The organism is Bacillus cereus, from assembly GCF_002564555.1.
GTDB classification, from domain to species: Bacteria; Bacillota; Bacilli; order Bacillales; family Bacillaceae_G; genus Bacillus_A; species Bacillus_A cereus_K.
The window spans coordinates 131985-151246 of the sequence record NZ_NUVD01000104.1 but is presented as its reverse complement, the minus strand read 5'-3'; the positions used below and the strand labels follow the sequence as shown (position 1 = coordinate 151246).

Sequence of the window (19262 nt, the reverse complement as noted above, 5' to 3'; positions counted from 1 at the left end):
CCTCCTTACATTTTACAGCGTTGTTTTTGTATGTTTTAATGCTCTTAATCCATCAAACAACTTTTCACGCCACCAAACACTGTCATGACCACCTTGAAACTCTTCATAAGTAATTTGGTATCCCTTTTCTTTTAAAGCTCCATACAAGCGTCTATTAACTGTTAAAAGAGGTTCGTTTTCAAGTTCTCCTGCTGCTATATAAAATTTAAGATGAGATGCGTTTAAATTATTAGATAGAATCTGATACTCAATCCAAGGAAATTCTTTTTCAAAACCATCCTTTTTCCAATGTACGGATCCAGACATTGACAACACATTCCCGAAAATATGTGGATTTTGAAGCGCTGCATAAAAAGCTGCTAAGCCACCAAGACTGAAACCAGCAATTGTTGTATGCCACGCTTCTTGATATACGTGATACTTAGCTTGAATCCACGGAAGTAATTCTGCTGTTAGAAATGTATTCATTTTATCGTTATAGGTTAGCTCTTCTAGCCGATCAACAGGATCTATAGCTATAGCAATACAAGGCGGAATTTCTTTTTTATAAATTAAATAATTGAGTGTTTTTTCGATTGAAAGGTTCTGAATAAACGAATGCCCATCAAATGCAATGAGAAGTTCATGAGGATGGGAACTATGAGAATAATTATGAGGTGTATAAATATGGATTTTACGTGTATTATTTAAAATTGAACTATAGAATGAATAAGTCTCAACCTCTCCAGATGGATAATGGTTTAAAGCGAATCGACTATCATACTGCACTTCCATATTCATTTTTAATACAGATGCTACATGATCACTATCTCCAAATGTATTTCCGTTAAATCGGTCTAGTTGGTACTGCTCACTGCGTTTTATCCAGTCATTTTCAAAATAATCGTTAACTGAAAAATAGTAAGTTGAAATAAATGCCTTATCCGTTCTAAACGTTTTAAACCAAATATCTGTATGTAGCAACCGTTGTAATTGATTTACAGTCAGATCCCAACCAGGAAAGCTACCGAATACATAAACATTTTCAGTTTGTTGATCTCCTAACCATATATACGTTATAAGCTTAAACTGATTATCTACAGGGCATTGTTCGATTAATGGCGTATGACTTGACCTTAATTCACGTAAAAAAGTATTTAAAACTTTCTCTTTTCCATTCTTCAATTGATTAATAAGTTCCTCTAACTTAGGACTAATTATTGAACGCACTCCTCTTCCCTCCTTTGTAATACTCTATATGTACTTCTTTTTCATAATAAGAATTCCTATATAAACAAGTTGTTATTATTGTATATTTTATGAACACAAAAAACGTACAAGTAATGTATCCTGTACGTTTTCGCTTTTATTCAGTAAGGTAATACATTAATAATTTCCGAGCCTTCTCATAATTCATGAAATCTCTATACAAAATGGGGTAATTCACAATTGCTGTTTCTAGAAAACGATATTGCGGAAACCATTCAAAAAATGATTTTCTCAGCCACTTTATTTGCTCAAACGAAATATTCTCTTCGTTTCTTTTTAGTACAGAACTTAAAGTTCCTGCTGTATGCATCCAATAATAATTTAAATCAGCATTAATGACGTCATCTTCTGTAAATTCGTTTTTAAAGTCTCGCTGTAATTTTCGCGTATCACGATAAGGAAATGGCTTATGCAGAGGACTATGCATTTTCATCAATTCATTGAAAATAACTTCTTTTCCTAATATCAACTTCCCACCCCTTTATTTCTCCATCCAGCTTAAAATGTTTTCATAATGATGTTGAGCATCCTTATACCCAAGATTATATAGATTAACGAGTTTTTCTTTATTTCTCTCTATACCGCTTGTAGGAAGTTGTACACTTGGCTGAATGACATAAAAATTATCTTTTTGTTCTTTTTGATTCATATAAGATACGGTTTCGTTATAAAAGCGATAATGCTCTACTAAATGTTCTGCGATTTTCGGATATCTTCTATACAAGAATTTAGCCAGTCCAGAAAATTTATTCCGCTGCTTTTCGTATCCTTCTGGTTTTGTCATGATAACGACATTCTTTTCATAACCATCATGTTGTGCTTTTAAAACTGGTATAGGATCTATTATTCCTCCATCTAACAATTTCCGGTTATCATATTCCACAGCAGGTGCTATAAACGGTACAGAGCTTGATGCTCGAATGATTTTTAAAATATCATTTCCATGTTCCCTTTTATTATAATAAACAGCCTTTCCTGAATTACAATCAGTCGTTCCGATTACAAATTGTTCATTAGAATTTAGGAAAGTTTGAAAATCAAACGGGACAATTTTGTTAGGTACTTCATCAAATAAAAAATCCATTCCAAATAATTCACGTTTTCGAATTAAGTTTCGATAAGATATATATCTGTGATCTGATACTAGCTCTGTATTTACTTTCTTATTTCTCCCTTGTTGGCGTGACAAATATGTTGCTCCCATACAGGCTCCAGCGGATACACCGACTACATACGGAAAGAATAAGTCCTTTTCCATGAAATATTCGAGTACTCCTGCAGTATATAAACCTTTCATTCCTCCGCCTTCTAATACTAAACCGATATTCTTCATGTTATATCCCTCTGCTTCATTTTTCTTACTTACATATTAGCATAAGATATTAGGATGAGGTTGTATAAAATAATTGCAACATTAACCAGAAACTACTAAAGCAATGTCATAATTTCTTAGTAAGTAACATGGTACAATGTAAGTAACTCATTCCACACATATTAAAGGAGGAATTCAAATGGGTTTATTTAGTGGTATTTTAGGAAATGCATCAAATGCGAGTACAGAAAGCGTTGAACGTGATTTAGAAAAGATTATGCTAGATGATGAAAAAGTTGAGCATGCTTATAAATTAATTCGAGATTTAATTGTCTTTACAAATCGCCGTCTTATTTTAGTAGACAAACAAGGAGTAACTGGTAAAAAAACAGAATACCATTCTATCCCTTATAAAAGTATTACACAATTTAGTATTGAAACAGCCGGGCATTTTGATTTAGATGCTGAACTTAAAATATGGGTATCTAGTTTGAGCACGCCAATTACGAAAGAATTTAAAGGTGATGATAGTATTATAAGCATTCAAAAAGCGTTAGTAACATATACAACAAAATAGTCATTTTTGAATTTTTATTCATATTTAAAATTACTAACCCGAGTATTTTGGAAGAATATACATTTATATTGTATATTTAATCTAAAATAACATAAAAAGGTAAAGCATATTCCAAGTGCTTTACCTTTCTTTTTTGTAATAAATAAGTGTAGTTTTATCATTTAATTTCTTTATAATTTCTATTCTTTTATAACCCATCTTTTCGTATAGAAAACAATTTCGTTGTTCCTCTAAAATTGTAGCAAGCTCCCAAATCTTTGCTTCTGGAAACATCTTCTCGATTAAAATAAGAATCTTTTGAGCAATGCCTCTTCCTTGATAGTTTGGAAGAATAAACATGGGACTAATCCAAAATCTAGATTTCTCTTCTTTATGTGATATACAAATTGCCCCAACAAGATCCAAATCTACTATTATTTTATAGTAGCCACCATCGGTATTATTAATTCTTGAAATAGTTTTTTCGATAGATTCACTTGCTGGACTTGTTTCATAGTCCTTATATTTATTTAATAAGGGGCTAAATGATTCTATTTGCATTTGAAATATAACTTCTGCATCAATTTCTGTCGCCTTCTCTAATGTAATCTCCATATTACCAACTTAGACGCTTTCTTAACGAAGTAATATGAGCTGTATGATGACGACCATGCCATGCATATAGTCCAATTGCAACAGCAAGTTTTGTTTCACCAGTTTCAGGATGATTAAATGTCTTTTCTAAATCTTTTAGTTCTAAAGAATATAAAAGGTTAACCCATCTTTTATGTAAAGAATCTAACATTACTAGTGAAACATCTACTGGTAATTTAGAATCAGGCAATTCTGCCCACTTTTCTTCTTTATACGGTTTAATAGTTGGGTTCTTTTCTGTTAGTGCTAATTTAAAGCGTATGTAGCTATTCATATGGCTATCAACAACGTGATGAACAACTTGACGAACCGTCCATCCACCAACGCGATATGGTGTATCTAACTGCTTCTGATCTAAATCTTTAATTGCCTTTGTTAGTTCTTTAGGTAAATCTTCTATTTCTTGAATCCATGTATCAATCATTTCTTCAGTTATAGGACGTTTGTATGTAAATTGGCCAATTGGATAACGTAAATCATTCATGAATATGTCTCCCCCTTATTATTTTGAACACGAAGTATTTCTCCAAATATAATGTACGAAATTTACATGTTCCCCGTTTAATTCTACAGAATTTGTATCTGCTTCGTTTTTATAAGAAAATCCGCTTTTTTCTAGTACAAGTTGTGATGCGAGATTATTAGTGGTTGTTTTAGCATGAACCTCATTAATTTCATTATTTTTTGCTACGTCTAAAATTAATCTTACAGCTGCTGTTGCAACTCCTTTTTTAATAAAACTTTCTCCAACTCGATAACCTAACGAACTGATTTTAGTTTCCGTATCTATATCTACTAAATTTATTCGTCCTACAATTTCTTTTTCTTCATTACGAATTAAATAAAAATAAGAATTTCCATCTGCTTGTTCTATTAATAAATCGTTTAATAGTATTTGAAAATATTCAAAATCATAATATTTTGAACCACGATTTGGTACCATTGTTTCAAAAAAAGATTTATTTGTAAGTTCAAACGTAAATAAATCCTCAGCATCACGTTTCTTTAATTGTTCTATGTATATTTTCATAGCACTTACTCCTTCTTGATTTACTAAATGTTATACATTCTTTTTTAATCAATTATTTTCCTGCTATTTCTTTCGATTAAGTAATACAGCAAGTAGCACTTTCGGATGGAATAGATGAAATGGACTACGAATTAAATTCATCACTCGTACTAATCGAATATAAATGTCAGAATCACTTGCGGATAGTCGATATATTTGTTTCGTATACCAAAGCTGAAAATTTTGTTTCATAGTTAGTTCTCTCTTTAGCTGAGGGTGACGTGATATTTCCGTTGTTGTCATTTCCCATGGGGTTTGTATAATGTTCGCCGCCTTCTTATAAAACTGTTGTGTAAATGTTTTATCGAGTTTTTTTCTATCTTGTAGTAGTAATTGCAACTGGTGAGCTTCCATAGCAGCAACTGAAACACCTTGACCGAAAACGGGGTCAAAACGACAATGTGCATCTCCAACTACTAACAACCCTTCTGGTAAGTTATTAACTAAATCAAATCGTCGACGTACTTGATAAGGAATTTTGTATGTCTTTATATCAGTAATCCCTTCAGATTTATTTAGAAAATCTGTTACATTAGGAATTGATAGATTTTCAGCAAAATCATAAAACTCATCATCCGTTTGTGGTGCCTTCTCATTTGCATACCCACTGAAAGTAACAAAATAACGATTATCTTCAATCGTTTGAATAAGGACACCATAAGGATTTTCAGGAAAACTTGGAGACATTAGCATATTACAACAGTCTAGCTTCTCATTTTCTTTAAGTTGGAACATTTTCGTTACGTAAAATAAATCAATACGAACTTTCTCTTCTTGCACTTCAATTTCGTATTCTTGTAGCCACTCTATACTTTTTGAACCAAATCCACTCGCATCAACTACAATATCTGCATGAACTTCTTCTTGCATGCCTGTCTCTAAATATTTAACTTTTACTCCACACACTTTATTAAGCTTTCCATCTACTAATAACCCTTCAACCAATGTTTCATATGTAATAGTAATATTTGAAATTTGATCAATTCGTTTTTGAATATGCCATTCAAGCAAAAGCCTACTTTGTTGAATCATATGAACTTCTCCTATGAATGGCTGTTTCCATAAACCAAATTGGTGCCATTTTAAATCACGAGTAAAGTTATTTACGATACTACCTGCTTCAATTAGTTCATTAGCGAAATTAGGAAACAATTCCTCAATTGCATTTTCTCCACCTTTTAATAACACATGAGGATGATTACTTTGTGGAACTCTTTTTCTCGTCACTTTTCCATCCCATTTTTCACCGGCTTCTAAAATGATTACTTCATTAAAAGAAATTGATAATGCTTTTGCTGCGAGTTTTCCTGCTATACTTCCGCCAATAACGATAGCCTTATTAAACATATTTTCCCCCTTACTAAAAAGAGACCCTGCCTTATATGAATGAAACAGGATCTAAACGAATAGTTACTAAATTAAAACACATGAGTAAATTGCAACGTTAAAATTAATATGCCTAATCCCCATACGTAATACGCGAATACTTTTAAAGAATGACGTTTTAAATATTGAATCATCCATGAAACGGCTATGTAGCCAAAAAACGCCGCTGATAACGTTCCAACAATTAAAGATGTACTAGAAATAGATTCTGCTTTCCCTTGAAAAACATCTACAAATTGCAAGATGATCGCTCCAACAATGGCTGGTGTTGATAGTAAGAAAGAAAAGTAGGCCGCTGTTTCACGATCTAGCTTTCTCCATAACGCAGCGACGATTGTCATGCCAGAACGTGAGATTGCTGGAAAAATAGCTGCCGCCTGAAATGAACCAATAATTAATGCATCTTTATATGTAATGTCATCCATTTTTTTACGACCATTTCTTTGTTTATCTGCCATGTAAAGAAAGAATCCGGTCACTAAGAATTCCCAACCAATCGTTATACCTGTTTTTGAAATGTCTTCAAAGAAGTCTTTAAATAATAATCCGATCACAACAGCAGGTATCGTCCCTACGATAAGTAATAACATCAGCTTTGAAAATGGATTTTTAATTAAGTATATAAATTCTTTTTTGTAATAAATAAACACTGCAAGCAAAGTTCCAATATGTAGCATCGTATCTAAAAATAATCCTGCTTCATCTAAATGAAACAAATGTCTCCCTAAATAAAGATGTCCTGTACTACTTATTGGTAAAAACTCTGTTAAACCTTGAATTATGCCTAAAATAAAAGCTTCTAACCAATTCATGAAGGTCTCCTTTCGCGTTTGCTTGTACCAATATATGAAGGTTAAATTTTCGATATGAAAAAAACTATATTTCTCTATGAATTTACTTTTATTTTATGGATATATATGTAAAGAGAATCGAGGTGGGTTAATATGTGGAAGCACACAAAATTTGGGAATGTATTGCTTTGGGTGGGACCTGTCCTTGTATTTTTAGGATTATGTATGACAAATGTTATTTCAGACATTCCTTTCTTTGAGGGAAAACATAAAACGATTGGAATTGTACTTATATGTATAGGTGTAGTCTGTTTTATTGCTGCTAATCATTTAAAAAAAGGAGAAAAATATGAAGAATGAATCTAAATAAAAAACAATCCCAGCGTATTTGCTAGGATTGTTTTTTATTTCATGCAGATTATTATTTGTAGAATACTTTATCAACGTTATATTTCGCTTGGTATTCATTAATGATATATGTTTCGTAAATTTCTCTTTCTGTCGGATCTTCTACGATACATGCATCAATGCGGTATACTTCATCACGATGGTTTTTGATTGGCGAAACATTGTCTTCAAAATGCTTTTTAATACGTTGTCTAATTTTACGAGCTTTACCTACGAAAAGCAGTTCGTCATTAATATTGTAAAACATAAAAATGCCGCCTTTATCTCTAGGGAACAAGTGGAAATCGATAAAACCATTAATTGGGGTAATGATTGGCTCGTCTCCTTTAATAACTTGTTTACGTTCAGTAATTGAAACATCAGCTTCAGGAATATTAATTTTAATCAAGTTCATTCACGTCCTCTTTTGTTATAAAGATAAATAATAGCATACATAAGTAAGAAAAGCTATGTTCAGAGGCATATTTCATTTTATAATTCAAATATTATAGGTGTATCATGTAAACTCTTCTCCCAAATCATATGATCACTGGATTTCCCCCAATAATCCTTCAGTACATAACTAGGCTCTCCAAACTTCTTCGTCCATATACTTTGCGCTTTTTTGTATCCACTATCTAAGCAAAATTCCGTTATTCCTCTATTATGTAATGTTAAAAACATTGTATTTAGTAATAAATTCCCTATACCCTTTCGTTGATATTCCGGAAGTACAAATACAGTTCCTATTTCATATAGATCCTTAAGTACACCGCCCGTACAACTATTAATCAATGTACTTGCTGGACCAATTTCAATTGTTCCAATGATTTTATCGTTACTTGTATCCATTGCTAATAAAAAGTAACATTTTTCCCCATTACTATCAAAATCAGTTTTCAAATATTGCTTTTTGATGTTAATTTCATTTTCTAAGTCATCTAATAATTGTGATAATCCTTCCTCTTTATATGTATCTGTAATAACGGTACGGAAAAACAAGTATAGTTCCTCTAAATCATCCGAATTCGGTCTTCTAATCTCAACGCTATACATGATTTAAATCTCCAATCTTTGAAAATGTATTTGTTCAGAAAATTTTTATGCAATTGTTAAGGCCATACTTTATATACTCTATTTAATATTAATCTACACAGCTCTGCAAAGATCCAGCAATATAGAAAACTCAGTGTAAATATCATTACAATAACTTTTATTTCTATAGTTGTATGAACAGTTGGACCAAGTACTGGAAAGCGAAAGATATCGAGAACAATCATAATCCCAATAAGTAAACATACCGCTGAAAAGGAAACAATCCAAATCCTCTTCTTAAATTGTAAAAAGGATACCCCTAACGCTATACCTAATAATCCTGTAGTAAAGGGAAAGACAATTAGTTCACCTGGTTGAATAACGAATAATAGGAGAATGGTAAGTATATAAGAGAGTACTCCCACACGAATAGAATAACAAATAGCCAGAAAAATCGGTATCGTCGCGAAAGGACTAATAAATAATCCTATACCAGGAATTAAGTTCCCCGCAGATTGAAAAATAGTAGCAAACGCCCCCAATAAAGCAGTAATAACTAAACTGCTTGCAGGACTAACCTTTATTTTACGAACAAAATTCGCATCATGCGCTATCATCAGTTGGTTCCAATAACGTACAAACCGATTCATCAAAATACCCCCTAAAGATACCTAATTCATCACTTTCTATATTATTCATACACTTATTGTTTATGTGTTTCTTTCTGCTAGTCGTTTATAAATAGAAGTTTTTTAGGGGGACAACAGGTTGTGCATGTTGAAGATAAATGAATTCTTTATTTTTTACACTTAAAGTTCATATAATATCGTTGAACTGAAGTTAACATATACCACATACGAAAGTCACCGAATTTTATCATTAGAAATCAAGGAACAATTTCAAAAATAGTACCTTGGTTAAAATCGCTTACTTTCATAGAACCATAAACTCCTAAATATAATCTAGTATGATCTAGATTTGATCCTAGGCTAACATAATAAGCTGATTGAGACCCAAAATCATAATTGGTTTCAATAATGTTAAAGTCATTATGTTTACCATCTACACTTGCCCTAGTATATGCTAAAACGCCTTTTACTGGAGATTGGGATTCTTCTTTCTTTACAAGATCGGTAAACACGATGCTACCAGTTAAATTTGGGATTGCAGTTCCCATATATGGCTGAACTCCAGTAATTGAAGTTCCTCCAAACTTATCAGGCCTGGTATCTTTATGAAAATAACTAATTAGAGGTTGAATACGCCTCACCGATGTTTGAATTGTTTCATCATAATAAGCCATTATTCTCTCATCCAAAGTAGGATTCTCAGCACAGTGTCTTATAAAAGAAGTAGGAAAATTTCCTTCCCATCCTCGCCAACCAAAATTAATAAGTTCTACTTTATCGGGAGTAGATCTCATTACATATGTTTGCACAAGTTCGGTAACCGGTATGGGTTTATAATGAACAAACGAGAAAATAGACTCTACTATATCCTGTCCAACATTTCCGACGTATTTGTAATATTGATTATAAAACCTTTGGAATGTAATACCGGTTATATTACGAACCCCTTTTGCAATTACTGTAAGTGTCTCTTGAATAGATAAAGGAAGCTCATTAAAGCGCGTAACAACTGGAGGATTATTAATTACTGTATTTTTAGCCACATCAATTTCAATAATTTTTCCCGCTATTTCTAAATCATCTTGGCTTAAATTAAATGGATCATAACCTGATCCACCATCTCCATTTGTAAAAACAAGTTTTCCAGTCTCTGGTGAAAAGTTTAAACTATTAACGCCGTTATGATTAAAAAATGGCCTTCTTATATTGAGTAATGTTCTTCGTTTTTGAGGTTGACCATGTGATTGTAAAATCCATTCCTCAACAGTATCGATATGATCATATTGAGTATCTCTATTTACCCACTTTAAGTTTAAAGTTTTAGGATCACAAGGATTCGGTTTAAATTGTTCAGAAAGCGCACCTGGTCCTTGAGTTCCAGCTACTGAATAATGAAGATAAAATAAGCCGTTATATTGAAATTGTGGATGAAATGCTAGTCCTAGCAATCCCCGTTCATCATAACCACTACTAGAAACACCTTCTTCAGATGTACCTAATTTGATAATTCGCGGACGAATATCTAAAAACATTTTTATTACTCCGTCTCCTATGTAAAAAATCTCTCCTAATTGGGTTGCAATAAATAATCTTTCAGTCGATTCACCTGGTAGTATAGTTGTTTTCAATACTGTTGGTAAATTTACTTTATGAACAATGGATCGTAAATTAGCCTTAACTTTTGTCAATTTACTGTACACCCCTTTTTATTCTTTTTATAGAAGAATATGTTTAGAGGAGGTCTATTAGTATCAAATAAGCCACATTCCTTTTTATTATAAATTTGCATATAATAGAATTATAAATAAACTAGGGGGACCTATTATGACACTCTTATTACAGATCATCTTGCCACTTATATGTACTGTATACTTATTTACCCTCTGTCGTAATACGACTATAGGAAAAGCTGCATTTCTTGTGGCAGTCATTATAGGGATTTTCGGCTTAGAAAATATTTTTCAATATGCTAATCTAACAGATCATACTGTTTATCCATATTGGGGCAGCTTAAAAGCTGTAATCATTGTTTTATCAGTGGTATTTCTATTTAAAAAAGGAGGACTAACGGGTAAATATTGATTTGAAACGCTGTACATATTTTCTAGTTAGGCTGCTTTTGTTTTATAAAAAGGGAAATGTTTAAGTGAAAATAAGAAGGGATGCCTTACATTTGTCTATGAATATTATCTCTATAGTATCTATAATAATGTCCCGTTTTGGAATTAATAATAATAACTAACCAAAAATTTTCTATAAATAAAAAAGATTAGGAGCAAATCCTAATCTTTTTTTGCTATTCTATTGCCCCAGCAACATCGTAATCATTTAAATCTAATTCAATTGGTTGTCCGAGTGCTAGTTTAGCCAGTTCTGATCCTAAGTACGGACCAGCTGTTAAACCTGAAGCTCCTAATCCGTTCGCAACGAGAATGCCTTCAAAGTTAGGTAAAGGTCCGATAACAGGTAAGAATCCTGGTGTAAATGGTCTGAATCCAACTCTCGTTTCAAGCATTGTACCATCTTCTAAACCAGGCGCAACTGTCAATGCTTTATGGAGTACTTCATTTAATCCTCCTGCCGTTACACGGTGATCGAAACCAGTATCATTTTCATGTGTTGCACCAATAACGACATGGCCATCGTCAAACGTTAAAATATATTGATCGTTTGGCGGCATAACAACTGGCATATTTTCTGTTGCTGTATTTGCCATTTGTAAATGAACAATTTGTCCTTTTTGGAACGTAACTAAGAAATTAATTCCTAATGGATTCAAGATTTCGTTCGCCCATGCGCCTGCAGTTACAATAACCTTGTCTGCTAAAATTGTTTCATCATTTACTTTAACTCCAGTAATATGATTTCCTTCACGGACTAATGCTGCATCACCTTTTATGAAATTTGCACCATGTTTTTTCGCAGCACTTATTAATGCATTGCGTAATAATCTGCCATTTACTCGTGCAGCTCCGCTAATATGAACAGAACTATATTCTTCCGATAATGCTGGGAATAATTTTTTCGTTTCTTCAGCTGATAAGCGAGTGATTTCACCAATCTCCGGGGCATCTTCACGGCGTTTATACGCTCGCTCTTCCATTTGATCTAACTTTTTCTCGTCAGTATGTAAACTAATTGCACCTACACGGCTATATCCTGTATCCGTTTCACCGTCTTCTTCTAATTGCTGAATTAACGAAGAATAGTAACGCGCACCGCCTTTAACGATTTTATACCACGCTTTATTACGACGCTGTGAAAGCCATGGACATACAATACCTGCTGCTGCATCAGTTGCTTGTCCTAATTGTTGGCGATCAACAATAGTAACGTTCGCACCGGCCTTAGCAAGATGATAAGCAGTAGACGCTCCTAAAATCCCAGATCCAACTACAATATACGATTTCATTTCAAACACCTTTTCTCTTTTGCTAATTATATAAATATAAGAACATTCCTTAGTATACTGGAAGGAATACTTTTTTCAATGTACTCATCGCAATTAATTGTTGCATCATTGTGACTTTCCGAACCGTTATTTTTTCTTCTTACGGAATAATTCAATTGTTTTATAGCCTTGTGAAAGAATTTCAATCATTTTCTCAAGACGTTTTTCACGTGTTTTTTCTTGTTTTACAGAAAAAACATTACGTGCCCAATCTTTTTTATATCCTGGTGTTAAACTTTGATAAAACTTAAGTTCATTTGGATGATTGGCTAACAATGCTTCAATATCTTGAATTCGATCTGCATAATCGGCAACACATTGACTTGCAGCAGGCGTTTTCTTCGCTTTTTTCTTTTCACGTTTTAAACCTACAACAGTAAAGACGTCATCCATACTTACCATTCGCGCAAATTTAATTTCGCTTTCCCCCACATATCCATCATCTCCAACGTTTAATGCTGGAAACATCTCATCACGGTGAATAAACGTACTGTAACGAGAATTACCTTTTTTCGGATATGCGAAGAATACGTAACCTTTTTCAATTAGTAATTCTTCATTATTAATAATAAAATTCGTTTGTTTCACCATTTCATCAAGTGTTTCTACAAAAATAAAAATAGCATCGTGTTCTTTTGAAAATGTAGTTTCTTTACCTGTAAAAACTTCATAATCGCTTGGCTCATTAATAACAACCATATTTGTATACTTATTTAGTTTCAATTTATCAATTACTGACATAATAATCTTCCTTTACATCTAATATTCATTGTATGTACTTTTTTATACTGTTCTAGTGTATTATATCTATTGAGAAAATCAAACTTTAATTCGTATTATACTGTTGCAAAAGAACATAATTCTTTACTATAAGGAGTGGTTTTATGCCATATGTAATTCGAGTTTTGCATACATATGAAGAGGCTGAGGAAACGTTAAAAACATTAAATATACCACAGTTTCCAAAACATATTAGACGCGAACCTTTTAAACCAAAAATAATTAAAATAGCCGCTTCTGAATAAGAAACGGCTATTTGTTTATTCATAATTTAATAGTAAATAAAGTATATAAAAGCTCTCTATATTGATCTTCTGTAATTTCACGATTAGTTTTCCAGAGAAATTGTATTTGTATTACTTGCTATTACATCTAAATTTTCAAACGGTATTGTATGTACAAATGCTAAAAGTATTGCATTCGATTCCTCAAACACAAATGCCTCTTCATTAATCTGGTATACGCAACGATTTCTTCTTTTAGGAGTAAAAAGCTATGAATATAAATGTAATAGTTTATCTATGGGTAAATTGTTACTATCACTTAAATCAACAAAATATTGAAGTTGCCACATTTGGCTCTTTTTAGCTTGATTGCTAACAGGGGTATCCCAAATTGGATAAATTCTCATAGCCATCTTTCCTTTTTGACTTTGGGTTTTCAATATTTTTTCTTTAAGAAGAATTTCTTTAGGGAAAATAAATTGTCCTAGTCTATTATCGTCCATACAAGTGATAACTAGTAAGTCAGGAGCAGAATCATAAGAAAATGCTTGATTTTGCATGTTTTCATCTTTCTCCCAAAAAGAAACAAATTGCCCAATTTTATTCGGAGTAATTTTTGATACTCTAAAACGTATCGGTTTGTTATTTAGGTGAAATAACATCCCTGCATACTCTGAGTTTTGTTTTTCTTCTTTAAGATTAGTGATCATTAAATTATTAGGTATATACACTATATTATTTAAATTTTGGATTGTATCATTAAAATTGTTCAATTAAATTCCCCCTTTATCCATCTTTTAGTTTATCACAAACGTTAGTTCTTATATTTCGTATAGATGACATGTAGTAATAAGCGACATGAAAAAAGGGGTGTTTTAGTGAAATATGATTATTACTTCAATATACTTAATTTTTCTATTGCTAGTTGTTCAGTTGCTAAGTAAAAAATATCATTTCCTTTATTACATTCATAAATAAAGTCTTTTAAGCTTTTACTAGTGTATATAGAAAAATCTCCAACGACAGCTATTGAAACGGCCTCTTTTTTTATAAATATAGTTTTTATATTTTTTATACGGTCAATGAAATTAATAGTGATCTCTCTTTTTTGATATTTTGAAAATATATATATCCAAATTGCTTTTACTTGTTATAAAAATATTGTGGAGTAACATAACTTAACAAACTATCAAAAGTATTAATCTCAGCATATGGCTTTATTTCGGTATTATTCTTGAACATATGAGGGTTAAACCATATACCCTTTATATTTGCATTTTGACAACCAGCAATATCCTTTTCTAAGTCATCTCCAACAAATAGTACATCTTCTGGTTGTACATTAAGCTTATTTAATGTTAATTCAAATATGCGTTTGTCAGGTTTACTACATCCTGCTTCTTCAGAAATAATAATTGTATCAAAATACCTATTTAAATTCGTGTTAATGATTTTAGCTTTTTGTCTCTGAGTTGAGCCGTTTGTAATAATGGCAACTTTGACATGCATCTTTATAGTATCTAAGATATTTATAGTATTTTGGTTTATAGAAAAACATTTAGGAAAATTATTATTCCAAAAATCTTGAATGTAATTGCGCTGCAATCTATATTTCGGCGGAAATTCATCAAATAATGATTCCAAAACTATTGTTTTGTCACTAATGCCATAGTCTCTTTTATCGTACTCTTTGAATTTCTTTAACATGTTGTTTTTAGCTGTATCACTAACATCCCCATAACACTTTTCTAAAACATTTAAAAACAATTTATCTACTGCCTTATCCCTATCAAGTAAAGTATCATCTAAGTCAAATAACATTGCTTTATAATCTTTCAAATGATTTCACAACCTTTCATACATTATATAAATCAACAATATTTCGCGTATTATGAAGGATTCAGGTTATTTATTAGGTACTTCAAGCAAACAAACATGACCACTGTAAAGTTTATTTTATGTTATTAATTTATATTTTTATCCTTTCTATACGGTCAATGAAATTAAACGTAATCTAAGTTTCATCACCTATTTTTACTCAATTATTCTTGTGTATTTTTTATTGGTACATATAAGTCCACCTTTAACTTTCCTTCTAGGTCTTTTGATACATTATTCATGCAAAACTCCAGATTATCTCTATCATAATCTGCATCATACTCACTATTTGTTATCCACTCTCCATATACGTATTGATATGCTATATTCAAATGGTATGGCTTGTCATAAAAATGGTATAGAGCGTATAAACCTCCCTCTAATCTTTTAAATTGCACCTCTTGATGTTGATCTTTGTCAAAGTTTTCAAGTACAGTTACGCAAGCGTCATGTCGGCACCTGTGACTTTCAACAAGTTCAGGATTATCTAGTGAAATTCCGATAAATGATTGCTCTGGTGGATAAAGTTTATTTTCATTTGCCCAATTTAGTAGCTTTGCCCAATGATCTTGTGGTTCAAAGTAACTACCAGTCCGTCTTATAAATGCCACTTCGAACGGTAACAAAGTTTTTATAAAAACTTTCATTTACATCAGCTCCCTCCATAATTATCTACTCCTTTTATTTAGCCTTCTTTAATATTTATTCCTTCATAAATAAAACAAATTCTCTAATTACATAAATCTTAATTGAAATATGATCGCTTACTACTACTAAAGTAGTATGTGCTTTCATACTTTTATTCGATTTTAAATTCTGTTTAAATTGATATCTTAATGATAAGAAAACGAAAGAATGAAGGAGGATTTAAATTGATAAAAGGAATATATGAAGCACATTTACCAGTTAGTAATTTACAAAACTCTATTGAATTTTATGAAAAACTAGGATTGAAATTAGCTTGGAGCGATGAATCAACCGCTTTCTTTTGGATTGACGAAGGTAAAAGTTGGTTAGGGTTATGGGAGGGCTCTGAATTTGAAACGAAATATCATCCCTCTTTACGGCATATTGCTTTTCGAGTATCCTATGAGGATTTAAAAGAATCGTTGAATTGGTTACAATCACTTCACATTAAGGCTGTTCCGTTTGGAAGTAATAAATCTATTGAACCATTTGTCAGGCCACATCAAGGTAATGCATCTGTTTATTTTTTGGACCCAGATGGTAATAGCTTAGAGCTAATGTGTCATATTATAGTGCCTAATGAATTAAAACATATAACCGATAAATTATCTTTTAAAGATTGGGAGAAATTGATTTAAGGCACATTTTAGCTGCATTTCACTGCTAATTAACTACGGAAGGTAATAAGAGTTGTTTCTTAACGTCCTTCTAACATGAATTACATGTAAAAAAAACACCCTATTCATTCATTTTTTATGCGTATGTATGTACATTTGTTAATTTATTCGATATATTATGGGTATTGAATGATTACGAAAAGTTTATAGGTCGCTTATTTAACACCTTATATTTTTATATCCGTGAAAACTACAAAATGTATGAAAATCCATTTGTCAAATGAATTTAATGCGGAAGGAGGTTTGTGGTTACTTCATTAGGGTATAATAATCAGTTTTGAACTGATAAAAATATAGGAGGCGACATAATGTTTCGTACGATTTCAAATTTCATGAGAGTAGCTGAGATTAGAAACAAAATTCTTTTTACACTAGCGATGCTAATTGTTTTTCGAATTGGCACGTTTATTCCAGTTCCTCATACTAACGCAGAGGTATTAAAAGTACAAGATCAAGCCAATGTTTTAGGTATGCTGAACGTATTTGGCGGAGGAGCACTGCAACACTTCTCGATCTTTGCAGTAGGTATTACACCATATATTACAGCTTCCATCATAGTACAATTACTACAAATGGACGTTATACCTAAATTTTCGGAATGGGCAAAGCAAGGAGAAATGGGCCGTAAGAAATCAGCTCAATTTACTCGGTACTTTACAATCATTCTCGCATTCATACAATCCATTGGGATGTCTTATGGTTTTAATAATATAGCAGGTGGACAATTAATTACAGATCAAAGCTGGACTACATACTTATTTATTGCGACAGTTTTAACTGCTGGTACTGCATTTTTACTTTGGTTAGGTGAACAAATCACTGCTAAAGGCGTCGGTAATGGTATCTCAATGATTATCTTCGCAGGACTTGTTGCAGCGATTCCAAATGTTGCAAATCAAATTTATTTACAACAATTCCAAAACGCAGGCGATCAGTTATTTATGCATATCGTAAAAATGGTTTTAATTGGACTCGTAATTTTAGCGATAGTTGTAGGTGTTATTTACATCCAACAAGCGGTTCGTAAAATACCGATTCAATATGCAAAAGCTGGATCAGGAAACAATCCATATCAAGGAGCACAAAACACTCATTTACCTCTTAAAGTAAATAGTGCTGGTGTTATTCCGGTTATCTTTGCTTCCGCATTTTTAATGACGCCGCGTACAATTGCGCAGCTCTTCCCTGATTCAGGCGTATCAAAATGGATAATTACGAATTTTGATTTCGCACATCCAATTGGAATGGCGCTTTATGTTGGCCTTATCGTTGCTTTTACATATTTCTACGCATTTATTCAAGTAAACCCTGAACAGATGGCTGAGAATTTGAAAAAACAAAACGGTTATGTTCCGGGGATTCGTCCTGGTAAATCAACAGAACAATATGTAACTAAAATTTTATACAGACTAACATTTATCGGTGCAATTTTCTTAGGCGCAATTTCTATATTGCCGCTCGTATTTACAAAAGTTGCTGCATTACCACCTTCTGCCCAAATTGGTGGTACAAGCTTACTGATCATCGTCGGTGTAGCATTAGAAACGATGAAGACGTTAGAAACGCAGCTTGTGAAACGGCATTATAAAGGGTTTATTAAAAAAGTTAATTAATTATAAAAACACACTATGTTTTAAAGACCTAGTGTGTTTTTAATTCTATAAAAATATCGTCATAAATTCTCTTTCTTACATTTTACAAATAAACAATTAATGGAAGGTTTATTGTCCGCATTTTTATTCGGCTCGTCAATTTCTAAAACCTCTACTAGTCCATACTGATCAAATTCTTGTTTTATGGATTCAGGATCATAAAAAAACATTTTAACGCCTTCCATTATCTCAAAATAGTCTTTATCTAACTGTTTACCTTTTCCAAACATAGGAGCTTTTTTAGAAACAGTTGTAAAAACCATATATCCACCTGGTTTTAACTGACTATAACAATCTTTAATAAATTTCTCTCGTTCTTCCTGATTTAACAAATGAAGAAGCGCGTAGCAAAATATACCGTCATAGCTTTTATTATCAAAAGGCATATCAGTTACTGAACCATTAAAAATATTAATGTCCAGTCCATTTTCCTTCGCCAAATCAATTGCTGTTTTTGAAATCTCAATACCTGTTACATGCATTCCACTATCAATAAATACCTTTGCATTTCTACCATATCCAATACCTGGAACTAATATATTTTTCACATTTTCTTCAAGAAAAAAGTCCTTTGCCATGATTGCAGATTCTGAAGGTTCAAATCCCCACATTGTTTGTTTTTCTATAAAACTGGATTCCCAAAACTCCATTATTTTTCTATCTCCTTATTTTTGATACATTTTTCAAATTGCAACGAGTGCGTAAAATCCTTGTGAACAAAATGCTAGAGCCCCTTCTAAAAAGATATATATGATTCTAAAGCGAGGAGCATTTCACTTATACATTTACTATAATCATGCTAGCCCCATTGAATATAGCATATTACTTAGTGTATATCTAATTAAA

The 19262-nt window shown here is 32.2% G+C and carries 24 protein-coding genes and 2 pseudogenes; 6 read left to right on the top strand and 20 right to left on the bottom strand.

All coding sequences use genetic code 11. From position 1 onward, the window contains the following. Positions 1 to 12: 12 nt before the first annotated feature. The 3 genes from COI75_RS24235 to COI75_RS24225 all read right to left on the bottom strand — a co-directional run bounded on the left by COI75_RS24235 (position 13) and on the right by COI75_RS24225 (position 2581). A complete protein-coding gene (locus COI75_RS24235) occupies positions 13 to 1209 on the bottom strand; it encodes an alpha/beta hydrolase (RefSeq protein WP_001256594.1) in 1197 nt (398 codons plus the stop codon). A gap of 136 nt (positions 1210 to 1345) precedes the next feature. Beyond that, the gene (locus COI75_RS24230) at positions 1346 to 1717 is read right to left on the bottom strand and encodes a YxiJ-like family protein (RefSeq protein ID WP_000600382.1); all 372 of its coding nucleotides are present in this window, start codon (positions 1715 to 1717) and stop codon (positions 1346 to 1348) included. Positions 1718 to 1729: 12 nt separating this feature from the next. Beyond that, the gene (locus COI75_RS24225) at positions 1730 to 2581 is read right to left on the bottom strand and encodes a patatin-like phospholipase family protein (protein ID WP_000789255.1); all 852 of its coding nucleotides are present in this window, start codon (positions 2579 to 2581) and stop codon (positions 1730 to 1732) included. A gap of 178 nt (positions 2582 to 2759) precedes the next feature. On the opposite strand from COI75_RS24225, the gene COI75_RS24220 reads away from it, so the two are divergent. Then, positions 2760 to 3137: a PH domain-containing protein gene (locus tag COI75_RS24220; protein WP_000522469.1), complete on the top strand. Its 378-nt coding sequence runs from the start codon at positions 2760 to 2762 to the stop codon at positions 3135 to 3137. Positions 3138 to 3257: 120 nt separating this feature from the next. On the opposite strand, the gene COI75_RS24215 is transcribed toward COI75_RS24220, so the two are convergent. From COI75_RS24215 to COI75_RS24195, 5 genes are all read right to left on the bottom strand, one after another. Then, a complete protein-coding gene (locus COI75_RS24215; protein ID WP_232288633.1) occupies positions 3258 to 3677 on the bottom strand; it encodes a GNAT family N-acetyltransferase in 420 nt (139 codons plus the stop codon). Between the two features lie 55 nt (positions 3678 to 3732). After that, on the bottom strand, positions 3733 to 4254 hold the full coding sequence (locus tag COI75_RS24210; RefSeq protein ID WP_000999063.1) for a YfiT family bacillithiol transferase: 522 nt from the start codon (positions 4252 to 4254) through the stop codon (positions 3733 to 3735). Positions 4255 to 4272: 18 nt separating this feature from the next. After that, on the bottom strand, positions 4273 to 4800 hold the full coding sequence (locus COI75_RS24205; RefSeq protein ID WP_000708343.1) for a GNAT family N-acetyltransferase: 528 nt from the start codon (positions 4798 to 4800) through the stop codon (positions 4273 to 4275). 63 nt (positions 4801 to 4863) lie between these two features. Then, positions 4864 to 6186, bottom strand: a complete 1323-nt coding sequence (locus COI75_RS24200) for an FAD-dependent oxidoreductase (protein WP_000482026.1) — start codon at positions 6184 to 6186, stop codon at positions 4864 to 4866. Between the two features lie 71 nt (positions 6187 to 6257). Continuing rightward, positions 6258 to 7037, bottom strand: coding sequence for an undecaprenyl-diphosphate phosphatase (locus COI75_RS24195; protein WP_001104255.1), 780 nt, complete (start codon positions 7035 to 7037; stop codon positions 6258 to 6260). Between the two features lie 132 nt (positions 7038 to 7169). Between COI75_RS24195 and COI75_RS24190 the strand changes: the two genes are divergently transcribed. Next, the gene (locus COI75_RS24190) at positions 7170 to 7376 is read left to right on the top strand and encodes a hypothetical protein (RefSeq protein ID WP_000265479.1); all 207 of its coding nucleotides are present in this window, start codon (positions 7170 to 7172) and stop codon (positions 7374 to 7376) included. Positions 7377 to 7437: 61 nt separating this feature from the next. On the opposite strand, the gene COI75_RS24185 is transcribed toward COI75_RS24190, so the two are convergent. From COI75_RS24185 to COI75_RS24170, 4 genes are all read right to left on the bottom strand, one after another. Next, a complete protein-coding gene (locus COI75_RS24185; RefSeq protein ID WP_001048942.1) occupies positions 7438 to 7818 on the bottom strand; it encodes a nucleotide excision repair endonuclease in 381 nt (126 codons plus the stop codon). A gap of 77 nt (positions 7819 to 7895) precedes the next feature. After that, positions 7896 to 8459: a GNAT family N-acetyltransferase gene (locus tag COI75_RS24180; protein ID WP_000287576.1), complete on the bottom strand. Its 564-nt coding sequence runs from the start codon at positions 8457 to 8459 to the stop codon at positions 7896 to 7898. Positions 8460 to 8515: 56 nt separating this feature from the next. Next, positions 8516 to 9088, bottom strand: a complete 573-nt coding sequence (locus COI75_RS24175; RefSeq protein WP_001079222.1) for a hypothetical protein — start codon at positions 9086 to 9088, stop codon at positions 8516 to 8518. Positions 9089 to 9324: 236 nt separating this feature from the next. Further along, a complete protein-coding gene (locus tag COI75_RS24170) occupies positions 9325 to 10755 on the bottom strand; it encodes a PQQ-dependent sugar dehydrogenase (RefSeq protein WP_000169859.1) in 1431 nt (476 codons plus the stop codon). Between the two features lie 136 nt (positions 10756 to 10891). Here COI75_RS24170 and COI75_RS24165 point away from each other — a divergent pair, with 136 nt between their 5' ends. Further along, positions 10892 to 11149 carry a hypothetical protein gene (locus COI75_RS24165; RefSeq protein ID WP_000173552.1) on the top strand — a complete coding sequence of 86 codons (258 nt, stop codon included), beginning with the start codon at positions 10892 to 10894 and terminating at the stop codon, positions 11147 to 11149. A gap of 214 nt (positions 11150 to 11363) precedes the next feature. Here COI75_RS24165 and COI75_RS24160 read toward each other — a convergent pair whose 3' ends face one another. Together COI75_RS24160 and COI75_RS24155 are read right to left on the bottom strand one after the other, a co-directional pair. After that, the gene (locus tag COI75_RS24160; protein ID WP_000844379.1) at positions 11364 to 12479 is read right to left on the bottom strand and encodes an NAD(P)/FAD-dependent oxidoreductase; all 1116 of its coding nucleotides are present in this window, start codon (positions 12477 to 12479) and stop codon (positions 11364 to 11366) included. 126 nt (positions 12480 to 12605) lie between these two features. Then, entirely contained in the window at positions 12606 to 13259 is a 654-nt protein-coding gene (locus COI75_RS24155) for a YdeI/OmpD-associated family protein (protein WP_000110854.1), read from the bottom strand. 143 nt (positions 13260 to 13402) lie between these two features. Here COI75_RS24155 and COI75_RS27085 point away from each other — a divergent pair, with 143 nt between their 5' ends. Then, positions 13403 to 13543, top strand: a complete 141-nt coding sequence (locus COI75_RS27085; protein ID WP_001147165.1) for a hypothetical protein — start codon at positions 13403 to 13405, stop codon at positions 13541 to 13543. An 86-nt stretch (positions 13544 to 13629) separates the two neighbouring features. Here COI75_RS27085 and COI75_RS24150 read toward each other — a convergent pair. The 5 genes and pseudogenes from COI75_RS24150 to COI75_RS24130 all read right to left on the bottom strand — a co-directional run. Next, positions 13630 to 13752, bottom strand: a pseudogene (locus tag COI75_RS24150) (arylamine N-acetyltransferase family protein); the annotation flags it as partial. 39 nt (positions 13753 to 13791) lie between these two features. Beyond that, the gene (locus COI75_RS24145; RefSeq protein WP_001058766.1) at positions 13792 to 14295 is read right to left on the bottom strand and encodes a MepB family protein; all 504 of its coding nucleotides are present in this window, start codon (positions 14293 to 14295) and stop codon (positions 13792 to 13794) included. A gap of 119 nt (positions 14296 to 14414) precedes the next feature. Next, a pseudogene (locus COI75_RS24140) lies at positions 14415 to 14558 on the bottom strand (DUF4180 domain-containing protein); the annotation flags it as partial. A 107-nt stretch (positions 14559 to 14665) separates the two neighbouring features. Further along, entirely contained in the window at positions 14666 to 15343 is a 678-nt protein-coding gene (locus tag COI75_RS24135; protein ID WP_033658008.1) for an HAD family hydrolase, read from the bottom strand. A gap of 221 nt (positions 15344 to 15564) precedes the next feature. Next, positions 15565 to 16047 carry an AraC family transcriptional regulator gene (locus COI75_RS24130; RefSeq protein WP_000862358.1) on the bottom strand — a complete coding sequence of 161 codons (483 nt, stop codon included), beginning with the start codon at positions 16045 to 16047 and terminating at the stop codon, positions 15565 to 15567. A gap of 225 nt (positions 16048 to 16272) precedes the next feature. On the opposite strand from COI75_RS24130, the gene COI75_RS24125 reads away from it, so the two are divergent. Both COI75_RS24125 and secY read left to right on the top strand, forming a co-directional pair. Further along, positions 16273 to 16725, top strand: coding sequence for a VOC family protein (locus COI75_RS24125; protein WP_000589635.1), 453 nt, complete (start codon positions 16273 to 16275; stop codon positions 16723 to 16725). A 347-nt stretch (positions 16726 to 17072) separates the two neighbouring features. Beyond that, positions 17073 to 18377 (top strand): preprotein translocase subunit SecY, encoded by a 1305-nt coding sequence (gene secY, locus COI75_RS24120; RefSeq protein WP_000490107.1) that lies wholly within the window; start codon positions 17073 to 17075, stop codon positions 18375 to 18377. A gap of 59 nt (positions 18378 to 18436) precedes the next feature. On the opposite strand, the gene COI75_RS24115 is transcribed toward secY, so the two are convergent. Then, a complete protein-coding gene (locus COI75_RS24115) occupies positions 18437 to 19066 on the bottom strand; it encodes a class I SAM-dependent methyltransferase (protein WP_000397577.1) in 630 nt (209 codons plus the stop codon). Positions 19067 to 19262: the final 196 nt, after the last annotated feature.